This window comes from Marinobacterium sp. xm-g-48, from assembly GCF_013282925.1.
Taxonomy (GTDB): Bacteria; Pseudomonadota; Gammaproteobacteria; order Pseudomonadales; family Balneatricaceae; genus Marinobacterium_E.
Map to the genome: position 1 here is coordinate 59,600 of NZ_WBYQ01000002.1, position 17,718 is coordinate 77,317.

General features: G+C 47.9%; 16 protein-coding genes. 11 read left to right on the forward strand and 5 right to left on the reverse strand.

Features of this window, described 5'->3' with window-relative positions:
- Nucleotides 1-13: 13 nt before the first annotated feature.
- Nucleotides 14-466, forward strand: coding sequence for a polyhydroxyalkanoate synthesis repressor PhaR (gene phaR, locus XMG48_RS04240; protein WP_173480825.1), 453 nt, complete (start codon nt 14-16; stop codon nt 464-466).
- 53 nt (nt 467-519) lie between these two features.
- On the opposite strand, the gene XMG48_RS04245 is transcribed toward phaR, so the two are convergent.
- The 5 genes from XMG48_RS04245 to XMG48_RS04265 form a co-directional block, all read right to left on the reverse strand.
- The gene (locus XMG48_RS04245; protein WP_173480826.1) at nt 520-2,418 is read right to left on the reverse strand and encodes a hybrid sensor histidine kinase/response regulator; all 1,899 of its coding nucleotides are present in this window, start codon (nt 2,416-2,418) and stop codon (nt 520-522) included.
- Nucleotides 2,419-2,488: 70 nt separating this feature from the next.
- The gene (locus XMG48_RS04250; RefSeq protein WP_173480827.1) at nt 2,489-3,529 is read right to left on the reverse strand and encodes an alpha/beta fold hydrolase; all 1,041 of its coding nucleotides are present in this window, start codon (nt 3,527-3,529) and stop codon (nt 2,489-2,491) included.
- A complete protein-coding gene (locus XMG48_RS04255; protein WP_173480828.1) occupies nt 3,522-4,355 on the reverse strand; it encodes a hypothetical protein in 834 nt (277 codons plus the stop codon). Before XMG48_RS04255 ends, XMG48_RS04250 begins: the two co-directional genes overlap by 8 nt.
- Nucleotides 4,356-4,404: 49 nt before the next feature.
- Nucleotides 4,405-5,286, reverse strand: coding sequence for a LysR family transcriptional regulator (locus tag XMG48_RS04260; RefSeq protein WP_173480829.1), 882 nt, complete (start codon nt 5,284-5,286; stop codon nt 4,405-4,407).
- An 80-nt stretch (nt 5,287-5,366) separates the two neighbouring features.
- On the reverse strand, nt 5,367-5,528 hold the full coding sequence (locus XMG48_RS04265) for a carbon storage regulator (RefSeq protein WP_173480830.1): 162 nt from the start codon (nt 5,526-5,528) through the stop codon (nt 5,367-5,369).
- Between the two features lie 234 nt (nt 5,529-5,762).
- Here XMG48_RS04265 and leuC point away from each other — a divergent pair, with 234 nt between their 5' ends.
- From leuC to trpA, 10 genes are all read left to right on the forward strand, one after another.
- A complete protein-coding gene (leuC, locus tag XMG48_RS04270) occupies nt 5,763-7,187 on the forward strand; it encodes a 3-isopropylmalate dehydratase large subunit (protein ID WP_173480831.1) in 1,425 nt (474 codons plus the stop codon).
- 20 nt (nt 7,188-7,207) lie between these two features.
- Nucleotides 7,208-7,855 (forward strand): 3-isopropylmalate dehydratase small subunit, encoded by a 648-nt coding sequence (leuD, locus tag XMG48_RS04275; protein WP_173480832.1) that lies wholly within the window; start codon nt 7,208-7,210, stop codon nt 7,853-7,855.
- A 213-nt stretch (nt 7,856-8,068) separates the two neighbouring features.
- A complete protein-coding gene (leuB, locus tag XMG48_RS04280) occupies nt 8,069-9,154 on the forward strand; it encodes a 3-isopropylmalate dehydrogenase (protein ID WP_173480833.1) in 1,086 nt (361 codons plus the stop codon).
- 84 nt (nt 9,155-9,238) lie between these two features.
- A complete protein-coding gene (gene asd, locus XMG48_RS04285; RefSeq protein WP_173480834.1) occupies nt 9,239-10,351 on the forward strand; it encodes an aspartate-semialdehyde dehydrogenase in 1,113 nt (370 codons plus the stop codon).
- Nucleotides 10,352-10,408: 57 nt separating this feature from the next.
- Nucleotides 10,409-11,374: an Asd/ArgC dimerization domain-containing protein gene (locus tag XMG48_RS04290; protein ID WP_173480835.1), complete on the forward strand. Its 966-nt coding sequence runs from the start codon at nt 10,409-10,411 to the stop codon at nt 11,372-11,374.
- A 108-nt stretch (nt 11,375-11,482) separates the two neighbouring features.
- Complete coding sequence (locus tag XMG48_RS04295) at nt 11,483-14,131, forward strand: FimV/HubP family polar landmark protein (protein ID WP_173480836.1); 2,649 nt, start codon at nt 11,483-11,485, stop codon at nt 14,129-14,131.
- Nucleotides 14,132-14,134: 3 nt separating this feature from the next.
- Nucleotides 14,135-14,971 carry a tRNA pseudouridine(38-40) synthase TruA gene (gene truA, locus XMG48_RS04300; RefSeq protein ID WP_173480837.1) on the forward strand — a complete coding sequence of 279 codons (837 nt, stop codon included), beginning with the start codon at nt 14,135-14,137 and terminating at the stop codon, nt 14,969-14,971.
- 94 nt (nt 14,972-15,065) lie between these two features.
- Entirely contained in the window at nt 15,066-15,692 is a 627-nt protein-coding gene (locus tag XMG48_RS04305) for a phosphoribosylanthranilate isomerase (RefSeq protein WP_371731431.1), read from the forward strand.
- The gene (gene trpB, locus XMG48_RS04310; RefSeq protein WP_173480838.1) at nt 15,676-16,890 is read left to right on the forward strand and encodes a tryptophan synthase subunit beta; all 1,215 of its coding nucleotides are present in this window, start codon (nt 15,676-15,678) and stop codon (nt 16,888-16,890) included. Before XMG48_RS04305 ends, trpB begins: the two co-directional genes overlap by 17 nt.
- A 12-nt stretch (nt 16,891-16,902) precedes the next feature.
- On the forward strand, nt 16,903-17,706 hold the full coding sequence (trpA, locus tag XMG48_RS04315; RefSeq protein ID WP_173480839.1) for a tryptophan synthase subunit alpha: 804 nt from the start codon (nt 16,903-16,905) through the stop codon (nt 17,704-17,706).
- The last annotated feature ends 12 nt before the right edge of the window (nt 17,707-17,718 follow it).

Genomic DNA, 17,718 nt, shown 5'->3' on the forward strand with positions numbered 1-17,718 from the left:
TTGAGGTACTTTTGTGCGCATTCTTCGTAAATATACAAACCGCCGTCTCTACGACACCTCTCGCAGCTGCTACGTGACCCTTGAAGATGTGAAGCAGCTGGTAATGAACGGTGAGACCTTTCAGGTTCAGGATTCTAAAACAGGCCAAGATTTAACGCGCAACATTCTCCTGCAAATTATCTCTGAGCAAGAGGCTGATGGGGGCGGTACCTTGCTAACCAATCAGGTGCTTCAGCAACTCATCCGCTTCTACGGTGATAGTATGCAGGGCATGATGAGCCAGTACCTAGAACAGAGCATCAGCGCCTTTCTAGAGCACCAAGATCGTATTCGAGACCAGATGGAGACGATGATGGGCGCTGCCAATCCATTAACGATGATGAACAAATTGACGGATCAGAACATGGCGTTTTGGAATATGTTCAATCCAGCGGCTAAGCAAGAGGGTGAGAAAGAGGAGAAATAGCTCTTTTCTTGGGTTCTCATTCGCAAAAAAAGAGAGCTTTTGCTCTCTTTTTGCTAATTAAGTGCCTGTTCTATCTGATCCAATGAGATCGGCTTGGTGATAACCTCTTTGGCGCCTTTATTAATCATCTGGTCTGTCTCTTTACCCGTAATGGCCGCCGTGCATCCCAAAATCGTCCCTTTGAAATCTTGTTTCGTTAGTTGCTCGATCAGTTCCAAGCCATTCATTTCTGGCATGTTCAGATCCGTAATCACCAAATCAAAACTATCTCTTTGTACAAGCTGCAACGCCTCACGACCGTTATCAGCAACCTCTACATGTGCACCAACTTTACTTAACATCTTTTGGGTCAGTAGCTGAAGCGTCTTATTATCCTCTGCAATCAGAATTCGCATGTCTGAAAAGTTGATTGAATCTCTTATCTGCGATGAATTTTTAATCTCAGGTTCATTAGCGGCAAATTCCAGTATGAATTTTGCACCCCCTAGCTCTGAAGTGCTGTAGTCCAATTTAGCCTCAATAGCATTGGCAATCTCTTTTACGATGTACAACCCAAGTCCTGTACCGTCCGCGTCAGTTTTGCCTCGATTAAATGGCTTTAATAGATCCTCTAATGATTCTTTAGGGATGCCTACGCCGTCATCTTCAACAACGATTTGCAACAGGTTTTGATCGCTTGCTTGTGTCAGAGAGACAGCAATCTGGTGACCCCCGCTGTGAATCGACGCATTCTTGATTAGGTTTGTGCAGATTTGTCGAATGGCTTGTACAGGCAGTGCAAATTGACCGCACTCATGTAAGCTGAGAGTCAATTGCTGTTGGCGTTGAAGCAGAAGTCCATGAAGCGATGCGCAAACACCTTGAATAATGGACTCCGGAGTTGCTGTTTTAAATTGAACTACTCGTTTTTCTGGTGCGCCAATAAAGCGAAGATCTTCTAAAACGTCCAGTAAGTTGCTGGCAGTCGATTTTAAATAGGTATCGATCTCTTCGCGGGGTATCGATTCATCTTTAAGTAGCATGTTGATCGATGCAATAGGGGTACGCAATTCATGTCCAACCACTGCGAAAAACTGTTTTTGTTGTTCCTGTTTAGCTTTGAGTTGTTCTAACGCAAGTCTGAGCTCTTTCTCTCTTGCTAATCGCTCTGTTTGATCCAGTACCACGCTTACCCAATGTTCACTCATTAGACTGTCCGCTGGGTTACAAATCGTTCTCACTTCAACAGGGAACTCTTGATCATCATTCAGTTTATAGAGGGACTCATGAGATAAGCTTTGGTCATAAACCCTATTCTTGATCTGGTTCTCTGAGCTGAGTAGATCCATTGACCAGATTGGCACAGCCTGTTGAGCATTTATCTTAACCCCTGTTTTTTCTGATAGATAAGGGTTTATCTCAACTATTTTTTCGGTTGCAGTTTCGGTGCGGTGAATGCCGATTTCTAGGTCGCTGAATAGGTCAACGAGTCGTTCTGCACGCAAAGCATGAATACGCCAGTATTCCCGTTCAATGAGCGTTTGAAGGAGGCAGAGGGTCTCCTCTTTGATGTCATCAAAGTGATTGGGCTGGCTGTCATAGACGGCAAAGTGAGCAAGGGTCCCCGCAGTGGGGTGGTTGATCGGTAAGCCAAGAAAGCTCTCTAATCCTGAACCCTCTTTTTTGATGAAGTCTTTCTGGACATCACAGGGTATAGAGACCTCTTTCCCTTTATAAACCAGTGCACAGGGTTGATCGGTCATGCAGTACACCCAGGGTTCAGAAGGCTCCTCCCCACGAAAAGCGGCATGGCCTTCAATCAGCTCAGCGTGGCTATCAACTAACACACCTACAAAAACCAGAGAGGGTGAATAGGCTTCACTGAAAGCCTGTGTGATCTTATTCAGAATATCGTGATGATCTGCTGTTTTTGACAGTTCAATCAGGCGGTCTATCAATTGTCGGTTTCGCATCTATTAACTCTAGTAGGGAATTAGGAAATATCCATTAATATTTGCAAAAAATAGGCCAACTTTTTTGCTGCTAGGATGTTAGATGCGATTCGATAGCGCTAATGACCTTATCTCGACAGCGATCACTGATGAAGGCGCCGATGTGACCGGCAGGAAGAGCCAACTCTTGGTAGGGGGTGTTGGGAGTAATGGCTGTTTGTAACGCTTGGCTTGAGGCAGTTGGTACCAAGTGGTCTTTAGTGCCAAAGATATTCAATATGGGGGAGCGAATGGACGTTAGCTTAACGGCTTTTGAATCGACATAGAATGAGCCTTGAATCAGTCCATTCCCTTTAAAAAATGTCTCTGCAAACTCTATAGCGGCCCGGCCTGCTAGATCCGGACTGTCATTGATCCACTGCTCCATGCGTAAGAATAGCTCGGCGCTTGTCGGGTCTTGAATCGAGCGGCTCAGCCCCATCTCTTTTACGACACCCAGTTGCAGTGGTTTGAGCGCAGCGTAGATCTGATTGAGAAACTGACCAGGAAGGTTTCCATAGGCTTTAACAAGCTGTTCAATGTTCGTTTCTCGGACCATTTCGCTAAGTGTAAACCCTTCGACACCAGTATCCACGGGTGTAACCAAAGTGACCAGTTTACGAACACGCTCTGGTTTTAAACTCGCATAAGCGAGAGAGAAAACGCCACCCTGGCATATGCCCATTAGGTCAATCTGTTCAAAACCGGAACGCTCTATAACGCACTGCACGGCGCTATCTAGATAGTCGCCAATGTAGTCATCAAGCCCAATATGTCGATCACACAGATCGGGATAACCCCAATCGATTAGATAGATATCACGCCCTTTGGCTCGTAAATCTTGAACCAGTGAACGGTCGGGGGCTAAATCGAGAATAGTGGGTCGATTAACCAGCGCGTAACAGATAATCAGCGGCGGCTGTCTGCGTCGTCCAGACTGTTTAAAGTGCAGCAGTCTCATCTTATCGAGGGTTAACACCACCTCGGCTTTCAGTGAGCTATCCTCCAAAGGGGGGAGTTCACTGAGTACCGCCATAGCCTTAGCCAGCTCTTTTTGTGAATCGAGCAGGGCTTGGTTATACCGATTAGCCATTGTGATCACCTGATTCGAGGGCAGAGAGCCGCTTCTCTAACTGTCGAATGCGTCTGCGTTGTTGATCGAGCTGTTCAATCAGTCTATCGAGTTGCTCAGGTGAGGGGAGTCCCGCTTGTTCTGTCAGTTGAGTCAGAAGTTGTTTCCAAGCCAGTTTTAGATCGGCCCATCCATTCAGCCACCCGCTTTGAGCTAGCTGCATCGAGGGCTCTTGGAATTGAACCTGGTAGGTGCTGTCGTAGATCTTACCCCAGAGCTCAATCTGATCCTTGGCAGAGAGTGAGTCATCGAATTGCTCTTGCCAGGTCTGCGTTGCCTGCTCAGTAATTTGATTCATCTCTTCGGTCAGTGTTTGGCCTGCTTGCTGCCACTGCATAAAGGATTCGATCAGTTGGTTAAGTTTTTCAAACTGAGGAGTGTTCAATGAGGATTTTAATTGCTCAAATTTAGCGAGTTGCTCCTCATTAAAGAGTGTCGATAAGTGGGTGTGAGTGAACAACAGCGGCGCCATCTGCTGTGGCAAACTAGCTTGTTGCAGAAGCAGCTGGACATTGAATTGATGCAACTCCTCTCTTAGCTTTTTCAGTTGCTCACTGGAGTCGGTCGCTTGATCCTGCAGTGCTTCTACTACACTCATCATCGCTTTGGAGTTTTGAGCAAGCGTTTTGATCCACTGGGCATGATTACTAGAGAGTTGCTCAGGGTGCGTTTGGAACTGATCCATTAGATGGTTCCACTCATTTAAACGAGTGGTATCGATAACAGATCCTGTCTGCTCGAACTGCTGCAGCCATTGATTGAACTGATCTAGAAGCGGATGGTTCACGCTAAGCCCTTATTTACTCTTTGACTCATACTAATTCACCCTGATTCAGTTATGAACCCTTCTGCGCATCCTCTTTTAGTAGATTGAGCAGTTTGCCCGCCGCATTAGAGAGTGTTCTGTCACGGTGGTAGATAAACCCAAGCGGCCGTTCAATGGCGTCACTGTCGATCACCACCTTATGCAGGTTGTTATCAATCATCGATTCTGGAAGTAGGCTCCAACCTAGACCAACACTGACCATCATACGAATGGTATCAAGGTAGTTGGTGCTGATACCTAAATTAGGCGTTAAACCTCGCTGGGCTAACTGCTCGTGCACAATCAGCGAGGTGAAGGTATTAGGTGCTGGCAGAATACCCGGGTACTGGTTCAAGGTTTCAAAATCGGTTGAGCCATGCTTAGCGATAGGGTGGTCGGTAGAGACACAGTAAAAGAGTCGATCTAGCCACAACACCTCCGAGTAAAGACGTGGGTCTGACTCTGGTGAAAGCGTGATCAGTGCCAGTTCAATGTCACCATGAAGCACCGCCTCATAAGCGACCTCTGATTCGTAAAAACGAAGATCTAATTCTACCTCAGGGTAATGAGTGGTGAAGCTGCGCAGGGTGTTTGGCAAACGATGAAGGCTAATATGGTGGCTTGCTGCGACAGACAGACGACCAGAGATGTCGCCCTTTATATTGTCGACGACGCGTTTGGCGTCTTCTAATTCCGCCAAAATACGGCGTGCCTGGGGGAGCAGTGCTTTACCGGCATCGGTCAATGCTATGGTTCGGCCAATTCGATCAAACAGCCGAGCTCCAACCTGTTCTTCTAGTTGAGCCACGCGTTTGCTGACCGCTGACTGAGTTATAAACAGTCGCTGTGATGCTTGCGAGAAGCTGCCTAGCTGAGCGGTCTCAACAAAGGCTTGTAGGGTAGAGGTATCCATAAGCCTAAGCTTACAAGAGAGCGGTTGAAATAGGCATAAAAAAAGCACCACAGAGGGTGCTTTTTGATCAAAGACTTATCTCAGGATTCGTCTTCTTCTAGTAGCTCTTCGCGAACGATGTGCACATCTTTTGGTGCTTCTATGCCGAGACGAACACTGCCGCCACCTGCTTCAACCACCATTACTTCAATGTTGCCATCAATAATCAATTTTTCGCCGACGTTACGTGTAAGTACAAGCATGGATAAGAGTCCCTTCTTAGGAAAAGTTAATCTGTTTTTTTTATGTGTTACCAATGAAATGTAGACCATATTTTGAACTTTACAAAAAAAAGATTAATTTTTTTAAAAATAATTTAACTATTCTTATTTGGAATGGAAATTATAAATAATAAGAGTTTGTCTATTGAAAGAGGTGTGGATAAAATTTAGACACTTTTAAATCCTTACGGATAGGTCACCAACCAGGAGAGAGAGATGGCTGGTAAAACACTTTATGACAAATTATGGGATGCCCATTTGGTGCGTCAGAACGATGATGGCAGTTCATTAATCTACATCGATCGTCAAATTCTTCATGAGGTCACTTCACCTCAGGCTTTTGAGGGCCTGCGTATGGCGGGTCGCAAACCTTGGCGTATCGATGCTAACCTAGCGACGCCTGATCACAACGTACCCACCACTGAACGAGCTGGCGGCGTCGATCAAATTGTCGATCCCGTTTCTCGTATTCAGGTAAAAACACTGGATGAGAACTGTGACGAGTACGGCATTGTTGAGTTCAAGATGCTTGATGAGCGTCAGGGTATCGTTCACGTTGTAGGCCCAGAGCAGGGTATGACTCTGCCAGGTTCTACCGTTGTCTGTGGTGACTCGCATACCTCTACCCACGGTGCTTTCGGTGCGCTAGCGCATGGTATTGGTACTTCTGAGGTTGAGCACGTTCTTGCGACTCAGTGTCTGATCGCTAAGAAGATGAAGAACCTTCTGATTAAAGTAGACGGTGATCTTGGTGTTGGCGTCACCGCTAAAGACGTTGTACTTCATGTAATCGGTGTTATCGGTACGGCTGGTGGTACAGGCTATGCGATGGAGTTTGGTGGTTCTGCAATACGCTCGCTCTCTGTTGAGGGTCGTATGACTATCTGTAACATGGCGATCGAAGCGGGTGCTCGTGTGGGTCTAGTGGCGGTTGATGACAAGACGATTGAGTACTTTAAAGGTCGTCCATTCTCACCAACCGCGGATCAGTGGGAAGCGGCTGTAGCAAACTGGAAAGATCTAGTCTCTGACGATGATGCTCAGTTCGATAAGGTCGTTGAGATCAACGCCGCTGATATCAAACCGCAGGTGACTTGGGGTACATCTCCAGAGATGGTTGTTGCTGTCGATGGCACTGTGCCAAACCCAGCGAACGCGAAAGATGCAGACGAAGCGAACTCGATTACTCGTGCGCTTGAGTACATGGGCTTGAATGCAGACCAGGCGATTACAGATATCAAACTTGATCGTGTCTTTATCGGTTCTTGTACTAACAGCCGTATCGAAGATATGCGCGCTGCCGCTGCAGTAGTTAAAGGCCGTAAGGTTGCAAGCACAGTGAAGCAGGCGCTTGTTGTGCCTGGTTCTGGTCTAGTTAAAGCTCAGGCAGAAGCGGAAGGCTTGGATAAGATCTTTGTTGAAGCGGGTTTAGAGTGGCGTGAACCGGGCTGTTCTATGTGTCTTGCGATGAACCCAGATAAGTTGGGTAATGGTGAGCACTGTGCATCAACCTCTAACCGTAACTTCGAAGGCCGTCAGGGCTTCGGTGGTCGTACCCATCTAGTGAGTCCAGCAATGGCGGCTGCGGCTGCGATTACAGGCCACTTCGTTGATGTACGCGATTTTGAGTTGAACTCTTAAGTTAGGGCGGAGATAAAGATATGAAAAAGTTTACGACTCACACCGGTGTTGTTGCTCCGCTTGATCGCGTCAACGTTGATACCGATATGATCATTCCAAAGCAGTTCCTTAAATCGATTAAGCGCTCTGGCTTTGGTCCTAATCTATTTGATGAACTTCGTTACCTTGATGAAGGTCAGCCAGATCAAGACTGTTCTGGACGTCCTATCAACCCAGACTTTGTTCTAAACAAACCAGAGTATGCAGGTTCTAGCATTCTGTTAGCACGTAACAACTTTGGTTGTGGTTCTAGCCGCGAGCACGCTCCTTGGGCATTAGATGACTACGGTTTCCGTGCAGTGATTGCACCAAGCTATGCCGATATCTTCTTCAATAACTGTTTCAAGAATGGTCTATTGCCGATCATTCTTACAGAGGAAGAAGTGGAAGAGCTTTTCCAAGCCGTTGCTGCAGCACCCGGTATGAGCCTAACGGTTGATCTTGAAAATCAGAAAGTGGTTAGCCCAGACGGCAAAGAGTACAGCTTCGAAGTTGATGGCTTCCGTAAGCACTGTCTGCTAAACGGTTTGGATGATATCGGCTTAACGCTTGAGCATGCGGATGATATCCGTGCGTACGAAGCGAAACGCCGTGCAGAAGCGCCTTGGTTGTTCGACGCGATTAAGTAATTCGGTCGCCGAAAAGGCGGCGGGGTCTGACCTCCGGTCTGACCCCACATTCACGTTACGCTCGGTGCTCTGGAAGTCAATTGAAAGAGTCGGGTCAGACCAGAGGTCAGACCCGGAGCATTGAGAAAGATTAATTTACGCTCGGTAGTCTGGAAGACGCTGAGAGAGTCGTGTCAGGCTGAAAGCCAGACACGGTAAATATGGAATAGAAAAATGAACGAAAACAAAGTTTTGATTTTGCCAGGTGATGGCATTGGTCCTGAGATTGTTGCTCAGGCGCGTCGTGTGCTTGAACTGGTTAACGATCAAGATAACCTTGGTCTTGAATTTGATGAAGCACACGTTGGTGGTGCTGCGATCGATGCGACAGGTGTACCTCTTCCAGAAGAGACCCTAGCTAAGGCGCATGACTCCAAAGGCATCCTTTTGGGTGCTGTGGGTGGTCCTAAGTGGGATACAAACCCTGATTTTCAGATTCGCCCAGAGAAGGGGCTTCTAGGTCTTCGTACTCAGCTTGGATTGTTCGGTAACCTGCGCCCAGCGATTCTTTACCCACAGTTAGCTCACGCGTCTACTTTGAAGCCAGAAGTGGTTTCAGATCTAGATATTCTTATCGTTCGTGAACTAACGGGTGGTATCTACTTCGGTCAGCCACGCGGCATTCGCACCACTGAAGATGGCCTACGTGAAGGTTACAACACTTACGTATACAACGAAGATGAGATCAAGCGTATCGGTCGTGTCGCTTTTGAAGCGGCAATGGCACGTGGTAAGAAACTCTGCTCTGTCGACAAAGCAAACGTACTAGAAGTGACGGTGCTTTGGCGTGAAGTGATGGAAGAGTTGAGCGCTGAGTACCCTGAAGTTGAACTAAGCCACATGTACGTAGATAACGCTGCAATGCAGCTAGTACGTGCACCTAAGCAGTTCGATGTGGTGGTAACAGGTAACATGTTTGGCGACATCCTTTCAGATGCTGCTGCAATGCTGACGGGTTCCATCGGTATGCTGCCTTCATCGTCTATGAACGTGAAGGGTCAGGGTATGTTTGAACCTTGTCACGGTTCTGCTCCGGATATTGCGGGTCAAAACATTGCAAATCCATTGGCAACCATCCTGTCTGCCGCTATGATGTTGCGCTACTCGCTTGATAAGGGCGAAACTGCGGATCGAATCGAAGCCGCGGTAAGTAAGGTTTTGGATCAAAACCTGCGTACTGCCGATATCTTCTCTGAAGGCATGACGAAGGTTTCGACAACTGAAATGGGTGACGCGGTGATTGCTGCGCTAAGCGCATAATCAAACGTTAACCGAGAAGGCCGGTTAGATCCGGCCTTTTTTGATAGAGCTATTGAATAGCGAAAAAGTTTTTTGAGGGTAAATATGAATCGTGTAGGTTTTGTTGGCTGGCGCGGTATGGTGGGTTCCGTTCTTATGCAGCGTATGCAGGAAGAGCGAGACTTCGATCAGATCGTTGAACCGGTATTTTTCACCACTTCTCAGGTAGGTGCTGCTGGTCCAGACATTGGTAAAGAGATTGCTCCACTTAAAGATGCATCTGATATTGATGCGCTAAAAGAGATGGACGCGATTATTACCTGCCAAGGTGGCGACTACACGAAAGAGGTTTACCCTAAGCTTCGTGCTGCTGGCTGGGATGGCTACTGGATTGACGCTGCTTCTGCTCTGCGAATGGATGATGAAGCGATCATTGTTCTGGATCCAGTCAATAGCGATGTAATTGAGAAGGGTCTAGCGAAAGGGATCAAAACTTACGTTGGCGGTAACTGTACTGTCTCTCTCATGTTGATGGGTCTAGGTGGTCTATTTAAAGCGGGTCACGTTGAGTGGGTCTCTTCAATGACTTATCAGGCTGCATCAGGTGCTGGCGCACGCAATATGCGTGAGTTGATCACTCAAATGGGGCAGATTCGCGATGGTTCAGAAGCGCTTCTGAATGACCCTGCATCGGCAATTCTTGATATTGATCGTCAGGTTGTTAGCACCATGCGTAACGATCTAGCCGTTGATAACTTTGGTGTGCCGCTTGCGGGCTCGTTGATCCCTTGGATCGATGTACCTGTTGCCGATGGTCAGTCTAAGGAAGAGTGGAAGGGCTATGTTGAAACAAACAAGATTCTTGGCCGTAACTCTAACCCGATTGCTATCGATGGTACCTGTGTTCGTATCGGTGCAATGCGCTGTCACAGCCAGGCATTTACAATCAAACTGAATAAAGATCTTCCAATGGATGAGATCGAGCAGATGGTTGCTGAAGCGAATGATTGGGTAAAAGTGGTGCCTAATGATCGTCAGATCACTATGGAAGAGCTATCACCAACCAAAGTGACCGGTACATTGAGTATCCCTGTGGGTCGTCTTCGTAAAATGAAGATGGGCAAACAGTACCTAAACGCATTCAGTGTGGGTGATCAGTTGCTTTGGGGTGCTGCAGAGCCTCTTCGCCGAATGCTTCGTATACTTCTGGCTCAATAAGCGTAACGAATCAATTAACGGCCCGCTCATTTGCGGGCCGATCTTTTTGGAAAAGCTATGAAACTATTTTTTGTTGGTGTCTCATCTCTAGTAGCCGACCAGTTTTTTGAACTCTTCGAAGATCACCCTCTAGCGAGCGAAATTGAGCTCTCTTTATGGGATGACGAGAGCGAAGCGGGTCGTTCATTGATGATTAACGGGCACTCCACACTGGTGCGTCCCGTTGATCAAGCTCCGTTTGCTGAAGCGTCTGTGGTTATTCTGGCTCAACCTGAGGCGAGTGCAGATCTTTTGGAGCGCGCTTCCTTGGGTGCTACATTGATCGATCTCTACTCTAACCTGTCTGCTGAATCGTCTCAGTTGGCCGTCGCGGGTCGTGACCGTCTGGAGTCTGGCGAGTGGTATCAGCTCGCTGAGCCTGTGCTAGTAGCAGTCTACAAGTTCTGCCAGGCGATTAGCTCTAAAGTTGAGCCTCTTCGTATGCACATTGCCGCGACTTTGCCTGCCAGTGTTCATGATCGCAAAGGCGCTGAGGCTTTAGCACGTGAAACAGCCGCACTGCTTAATGGTCGTGAAGCGACAGAGCAGTTTTTAGATGCAACCCTAGCCTTTAATGCATTGGCTCAGCCGTTTGTATTGGACGAACAAGGTGAATCAGGGTTAGAGCGTCGTATTGCTGAGGGTGCTGATGCACTGTTTGACGATGCCGAAGTAACGGTATCAACCGTTCAAGTGCCGATGTTCCACGGTACCTCTGCAATGCTGATGGTTGAGACACAAGCGGACCAATCGGTCTCTGATCTAGTAGCGCTCATTGATCGAGATAATGCGTTGCGTTTCAGTCACAGCCCCAACGCCTCTACTCAATCGATGATTGGGCAGACTGAGTGTTTGGTATCGCGCCTGCGTGTCGATGCACGTGTGGACCAGACGATTCAAGCTACCCTGATGTTTGATGAGAACCGTTTCGGCCGTGCCTCAGCACTTTTAGAGCTGCTTGCTACATTGGTAACTAAGCACTAATTTAAAAAATCTGCCCGGTAAACTTGACCCATTACCGGGTAGCAACAATACTTCATTCAATAGAGAGAGATTAATCCTTTCGGATTAATAGAGTGGAGTGAAGTTATTGTGCGTCGTTTAGCACTCAGTATTGCCGTTTCATCCGCATTGTTAGCCAGTCAGGCTAATGCCCTAGGCCTAGGTGAACTCAATGTAAAATCTGCATTGAACGAGCCGCTTCAGGCTGAAATTCAACTGCTACAAGTTCGTGATTTAAAAGCATCCGATATTCGTCCTAAATTGGCTGATGATGACGCCTTCAGTCTGGCTGGCTTAAGCCGATCTGGCGTGTTGAGTTCGGTTGATTTTGACGTTGAGCTCAATGCCCAGGGTGGTGCTAAAGTCGTCATTAGTTCGGACACCCCTGTTCGTGAGCCCTTTATCAGCTTCTTGATGGAAGTGAATTGGCCCAATGGTCGTCTTGTTCGAGAGTACACCCTGTTGTTGGATCCTCCTCTGTTTGTAGAGGCTGCAGCTCAACCGACACCCATATCCGTGCCGTCCACTCCAGTAACTGACTCACTTCAGAAAGAGGGTCTTAAGGCTGAACCGGAAAAGGTTTTAAAAGCGAACCCGGCGCAAACTGTCCAAACCACACTGAGAACTGAGACCTCATCAGCGAATCAGGTTTATGTCGATGTAAATGATACCCTGTTTGCATTGGCTCAAAGTAATCTTCCTGATGAATCCGTCTCGGTCAACCAGATGATGCTGGCGATTCAGCGTCTAAACCCTAGTAGCTTTCCGACCAACAATATCAATGTTCTTAAAGCCGGTACGGTCGTCACGCTGCCCAATAGTGCGCAAGCGAATGAGCTATCAGTTAGGCAAGCGGCTATCGAAGTTCGCAAGCAGTATGAAGATTGGAAAAATGGCAGACGTTCCTCCGCTTCTGCAGCTATTGAGAAAGCGGACGTTACTCCAGTTGCTAAACCAGAGAGTGAAGCTCCCTCGGCTCAAACCTCTGAAGTGGTTAATCCATCAGAGGCTAAATTGAAGTTGGTCTCTGTTGACGAGACACAAGATCAACCTCTATCAACCAGCAGTTCAGAAGCTGAGGCTAGTCAGACGGTATCAGATTCAGTAGAGGTCCGAGCTGATAGCGAACCCTCTAACTCTGTGGTTGAAACTGAAGAGGAGGGAGCTTCTCTCTCTTTAGATCAAGATTCTGTTGCTACGCCCGTTGAATCAACGCCTCGCGAACAGGAGCTTCAAGCACTCAATCGAGACTTGGAAAATCAGCTGCTTGTAACTCAGGAGAGTGTCGAGAAAGTTGAACGTGACAATGCTGATCTCTCTGCAAAATTGGACTCTATAGCTGAGCAGCTACAGACCATGCAGCGTCTAATTGAGCTAAAAGATCAACAGGTTGCGCAACTGCAACAGCAGTTGGAACAGCAGATGCAGCTAGCTCAACAGCGTAATGAGGACCCAGTCGCTGCTGTGATCGACTATGTTCGAATGAATCCTGAAATCGTTGGTGGCAGTGCTGTAGCCTTTCTATTGTTGCTGCTGTTGTTAATACGATCTTCAAGAAAGCCTGCGCCTTATCGTGAACCCGCGAGCAGTGCGGCAAAAGAGGATGAGGTTATCTCTGAAGCGCCTCTAGTACCTTCAGCATCGTCGACCCCAACTATGGCTGTCGTTGAGCCATCAGCTGTTGAACCCGCTTTGGAAACGTCGATTGAGCCAGTCATCGATCCAAAGCCTGATTCTGATTCAGAGAGTATCGCTAAGGCTGAAGCTGAGATTCAGTCGATGATCGATGAGGTGCTTCGAGCTCGTGCCAGTGAGCAGGCGGCCCAAGCTGAGATGGAAGCGATCAGCGATGAGGTTGCTGAAGAGTCACCGCCAAATGAATCCGTTGATGAATCATCAAATACAGGTGATCTCGCTTCAGTTGAACCTCAGCCTGAGGTCATTGATGATAATGAACTGGAAACAGAAACAGAAACAAGTTCTGACGCTGATGATTTCCTCTCCAGAGCTAATGCAGCTATGTCATCACCTGAAGAGCAAGAGGCGATGGTTAACGAAGCCGATGAGTCGCAGCCGGAAGATGATGATTTAGAGGAGTTTCTTGACTCTGAGCTAGAAGCCTCACTGGCAGATGCCGATTCGGTTGAATCGATTGTGGAGCCTGTAGAAGAGGAGAGTGCAGAGCTGCAAGACCTCGATTTTGTTATCGAGCCGTTTGATTCAGAATCTGACGAAGAACCACAAGAGAGCCAAATTCCGGGCGTTGATATGCCGCAAGCAGACTCAATGGATGAACCAGCGCACACTGACTCCATTGATGAGGACCTGGTCGCTCTAGAGGCAATGATGGGCGATGCCAGCGTTCCCGATGAGGCATTTGATATCGAGGTGGATCAAGATGTTGAAGCTGACGGACAGTCTGACGATCATTGGGAATTTGTCGTAGAAGAGAGTGATTCTGGGGCGCTGGACGGGGAGATCGAAAAGATTTTCGATGAAGTTGATGGCGATCTAGAGGTGGTAGAAGAGATTAATGACACCGCAGAGTCAGAAGATTTTGATACCCACTTCTACAGTGGTGCAGATGAAAACGAAACCCGATTAGATCTAGCAAGAGCTTACATTGAAATGGATGATTATGAGGCTGCTCGTGATATCCTTGTCAGTATGAAAGACAAAGGCTCTTCTGCTCAGCAGCAGGAGGTCGCAAACCTCTTGGATCAATTGGATAAAGCTTAGTTAATGAGCGATATTGAAAACATCAAAGGGGCGACGGAAGTCGCCCTTTTTCGTTACGCCCTTGGGATTGAGTACGCTGGTGCAAACTATCATGGCTGGCAGATTCAGGCAGATGAAGGGGTTGTCACGGTTCAGGAACGTCTGCAGCAGGCGTTAGCAAAGATTGCGAATCACGATGTGCATCTGGTCTGTGCTGGCCGCACCGATACCGGGGTGAATGGCTGTTATCAAGTTGTTCACTTTGATACACCCAATCAGCGAATCGATCGTGCCTGGGTGATGGGTACGAATCGACACCTCCCTGATGACATTGCGGTGCTTTGGGCAAAACCGGTGTCGGATCAATTTCACGCCCGTTTTTCTGCTCAAGCAAGACGCTACCGCTATCTGATCTACTCGGCACCTGTTAAACCGGCGATTCTCTCTAGAGGGGTTACTTGGACTCACAAGAGTCTTGATGTTGGGCGAATGCAATCGGCAAGTCGTTGTCTGATCGGTGAGCATGATTTCAGCTCTTATCGAGCGGTTGCCTGTCAGGCGAACAGTCCCGTTCGTACGGTGCATGATCTGCAGGTTTATAAAAGCGGTGAGATCATTGTGATCGATATTCAAGCCAATGCTTTTTTACACCATATGGTTCGAAATATTGCCGGTGTGTTAATGAAAATTGGTTCTGGAGAGGCTGAGGTAGAGTGGGCGGCTGAGGTGCTAGAGGCCAAAGATCGTCGCAAAGGTGGGGTGACCGCTCCGCCTTGGGGACTCTATTTTTGTGATGTTGAATACCCTGAAGAGTTTGCACTGCCGAAGGGTGGTACAGGGCCATATTTCTTGGGCCATTAGACTGACTAACTCTCTCTGTTTTGGTAGACTTTCCAACCGATAAATTGAGTGATCAACTCAGTTGTCTTTAACGACCTAATTTAGAGCCTCTATTGTGCGAACTCGTGTAAAAATTTGTGGTATCACCAATATAGATGACGCGCTATCGGCCGTTGATGCTGGGTGTGATGCGCTTGGCTTTGTTTTTTACGCTAAAAGTCCGCGAGCTGTTACTCCTGAACAGGCTGCTGAAATTATTTCCAAGCTGCCTGCGTTCGTTACCAGTGTGGCTCTGTTTGTGAATGAATCTGCTGAGGTCGTTAATCAGGTTATCGCCACAGCAGGTGTTGATCTATTGCAGTTTCACGGTGATGAGAGTGCTAAGTTTTGTTCCAGATTCTCTCGACCTTACATCAAAGCGCTTCGCATGAAGCCGGAGTTAGATCTAACGGCTCAGTTTGAGACGTACGCATCCTCACAAGGGATTCTTTTGGATGCTTATACCCCTGGGATACCTGGGGGTACTGGTGAGATGTTCGACTGGTCCAGAATACCAACTGAACTGGCAACCAAGATTATTTTGGCGGGTGGCTTGTCGGCAGAGAATGTTGCTGAAGCCATCGCTCAGGTGTCTCCCTACGCTGTTGATGTGAGTGGGGGTGTTGAGGCATCTAAAGGGATTAAAGATTCAAATAAAATGACAGATTTTATGAACGAGGTTTACCGTGCCAACAACAGATAATACACAGGTACAGCTACCCGATGAGAATGGCCACTTTGGTCAGTTCGGTGGTCGATTTGTCTCTGAAACGTTAATGGGTGCTTTGGAAGAGCTTGAAGAAGTTTACAGAAAGCTCTCTAAGGATCCTGACTTTCAAGAGGAGTTTGATAAAGACCTCGCTCACTACGTGGGTCGTCCCTCGCCACTCTATTTTGCTGAGCGCCTCACAGACAAAGTGGGCGGTGCAAAGATCTATTTGAAACGTGAAGATCTTAACCATACGGGTGCACACAAGGTGAACAACACCATTGGTCAGGCACTTCTGGCTAAGTTTATGGGTAAGCCGCGTGTTATCGCTGAGACAGGTGCTGGTCAGCACGGTGTTGCCTCGGCAACGGTTGCTGCTCGTCTGGGTCTTGAGTGTAAGGTCTACATGGGTGAAGAGGATGTTCGCCGACAAGCGCTAAACGTCTACCGCATGAAGCTGTTGGGTGCTGAAGTGATTCCAGTTACTTCGGGCACTAAAACGCTTAAAGATGCGATGAACGAAGCGATGCGTGATTGGGTAACCAATGTCGATAATACCTTCTACATCATTGGAACTGCTGCAGGTCCGCACCCCTATCCAATGCTTGTGCGTGATTTTCAGTGCGTCATCGGGCGTGAAACAAAACAGCAGTGTATGAATCAGATTGGTCGTCTACCGGATGCTGTTGTGGCTTGTGTGGGCGGTGGCTCGAACGCCATCGGTATGTTCCACCCATTCATTGAAGATGAGTCGGTTCGTATGATCGGTGTTGAAGCGGGTGGTCACGGTCTTGAAACGGGTGAACACGCAGCACCGCTAAGTGATGGTCGTCCAGGCGTACTGCATGGAATGCGTACCTACCTGATGGAAGATGATAACGGTCAGATTATCGGTACACACTCTGTCTCGGCCGGTCTTGATTACCCAGGTGTAGGTCCTGAGCACAGCTACTTGAAAGATATTAACCGTGCAGAGTACGTTGCGATCAATGATGACGAGGCACTCGATGCATTCCGTACGTTGACGCAGGTTGAAGGTATCATGCCAGCACTTGAATCCTCTCACGCGGTTGCTTACGCCATGAAGATGGCAAAAGAGATGAGTCCAGATCAAGTGATTGTTGTAAACCTATCGGGTCGTGGTGATAAAGATATACATACCGTCGCAGGCATCGACGGCATTGAGATGTAATTGGAGAGTTAAATGAGTCGTATTGAAGCCTGCTTTGCTGCCATGAAGGCAGAGGGACGTAAAGCGATTGTCCCTTATGTAACCGGTGGTGATTCAAACCCAAGCGTTACCGTGCCTCTAATGCATGCACTAGTTGAAGCGGGAGCGGATGTCATTGAGTTGGGTGTGCCTTTCTCGGATCCAATGGCCGATGGCCCCGTGATTCAGTTAGCCTGTGAGCGTGCCCTTGAGCACGGCACCAGTTTGACCGATGTATTGGCAATGGTTGCTCAGTTCCGTGAACAGGATCAGACAACACCGGTGGTTCTAATGGGCTACCTTAACCCTATCGAAGTGATGGGCTACGAAACCTTTTCTAAAAACGCTAAAGCGGCAGGTGTCGATGGTGTGCTAGTGGTCGATATGCCACCGGTTGAGTCTGCTGGCCTAATGGCGGCAATGAAGGCTGAGTCACTTGATATCATCTTCCTCATTGCACCGACAACCTCTCCAAAACGTCGTAAGGCGATCTGTGAGCAGGGCAGTGGTTATCTCTACTATGTATCGGTTAAAGGTGTGACTGGATCAAAAGCATTGAATGTAGATGAAGTAGGGGTCTACATCAGCGATATGCGCCAGGATACAGATCTGCCGATCTGTGTAGGCTTCGGTATCCGTGATGGTCAGTCTGCTGCAGCCGTCTCTAAAGTATCCGATGGTGCCATTGTCGGTTCCGTGCTGGTTAATCAAATTGCAGAACTGGCAAACACGCCAGAGAAGATTCCTGCTGCAGTTGCAGGTATAGTTAAAGAAATGCGTCAAGCGATCGACGCTTAAGTCGATCATTTA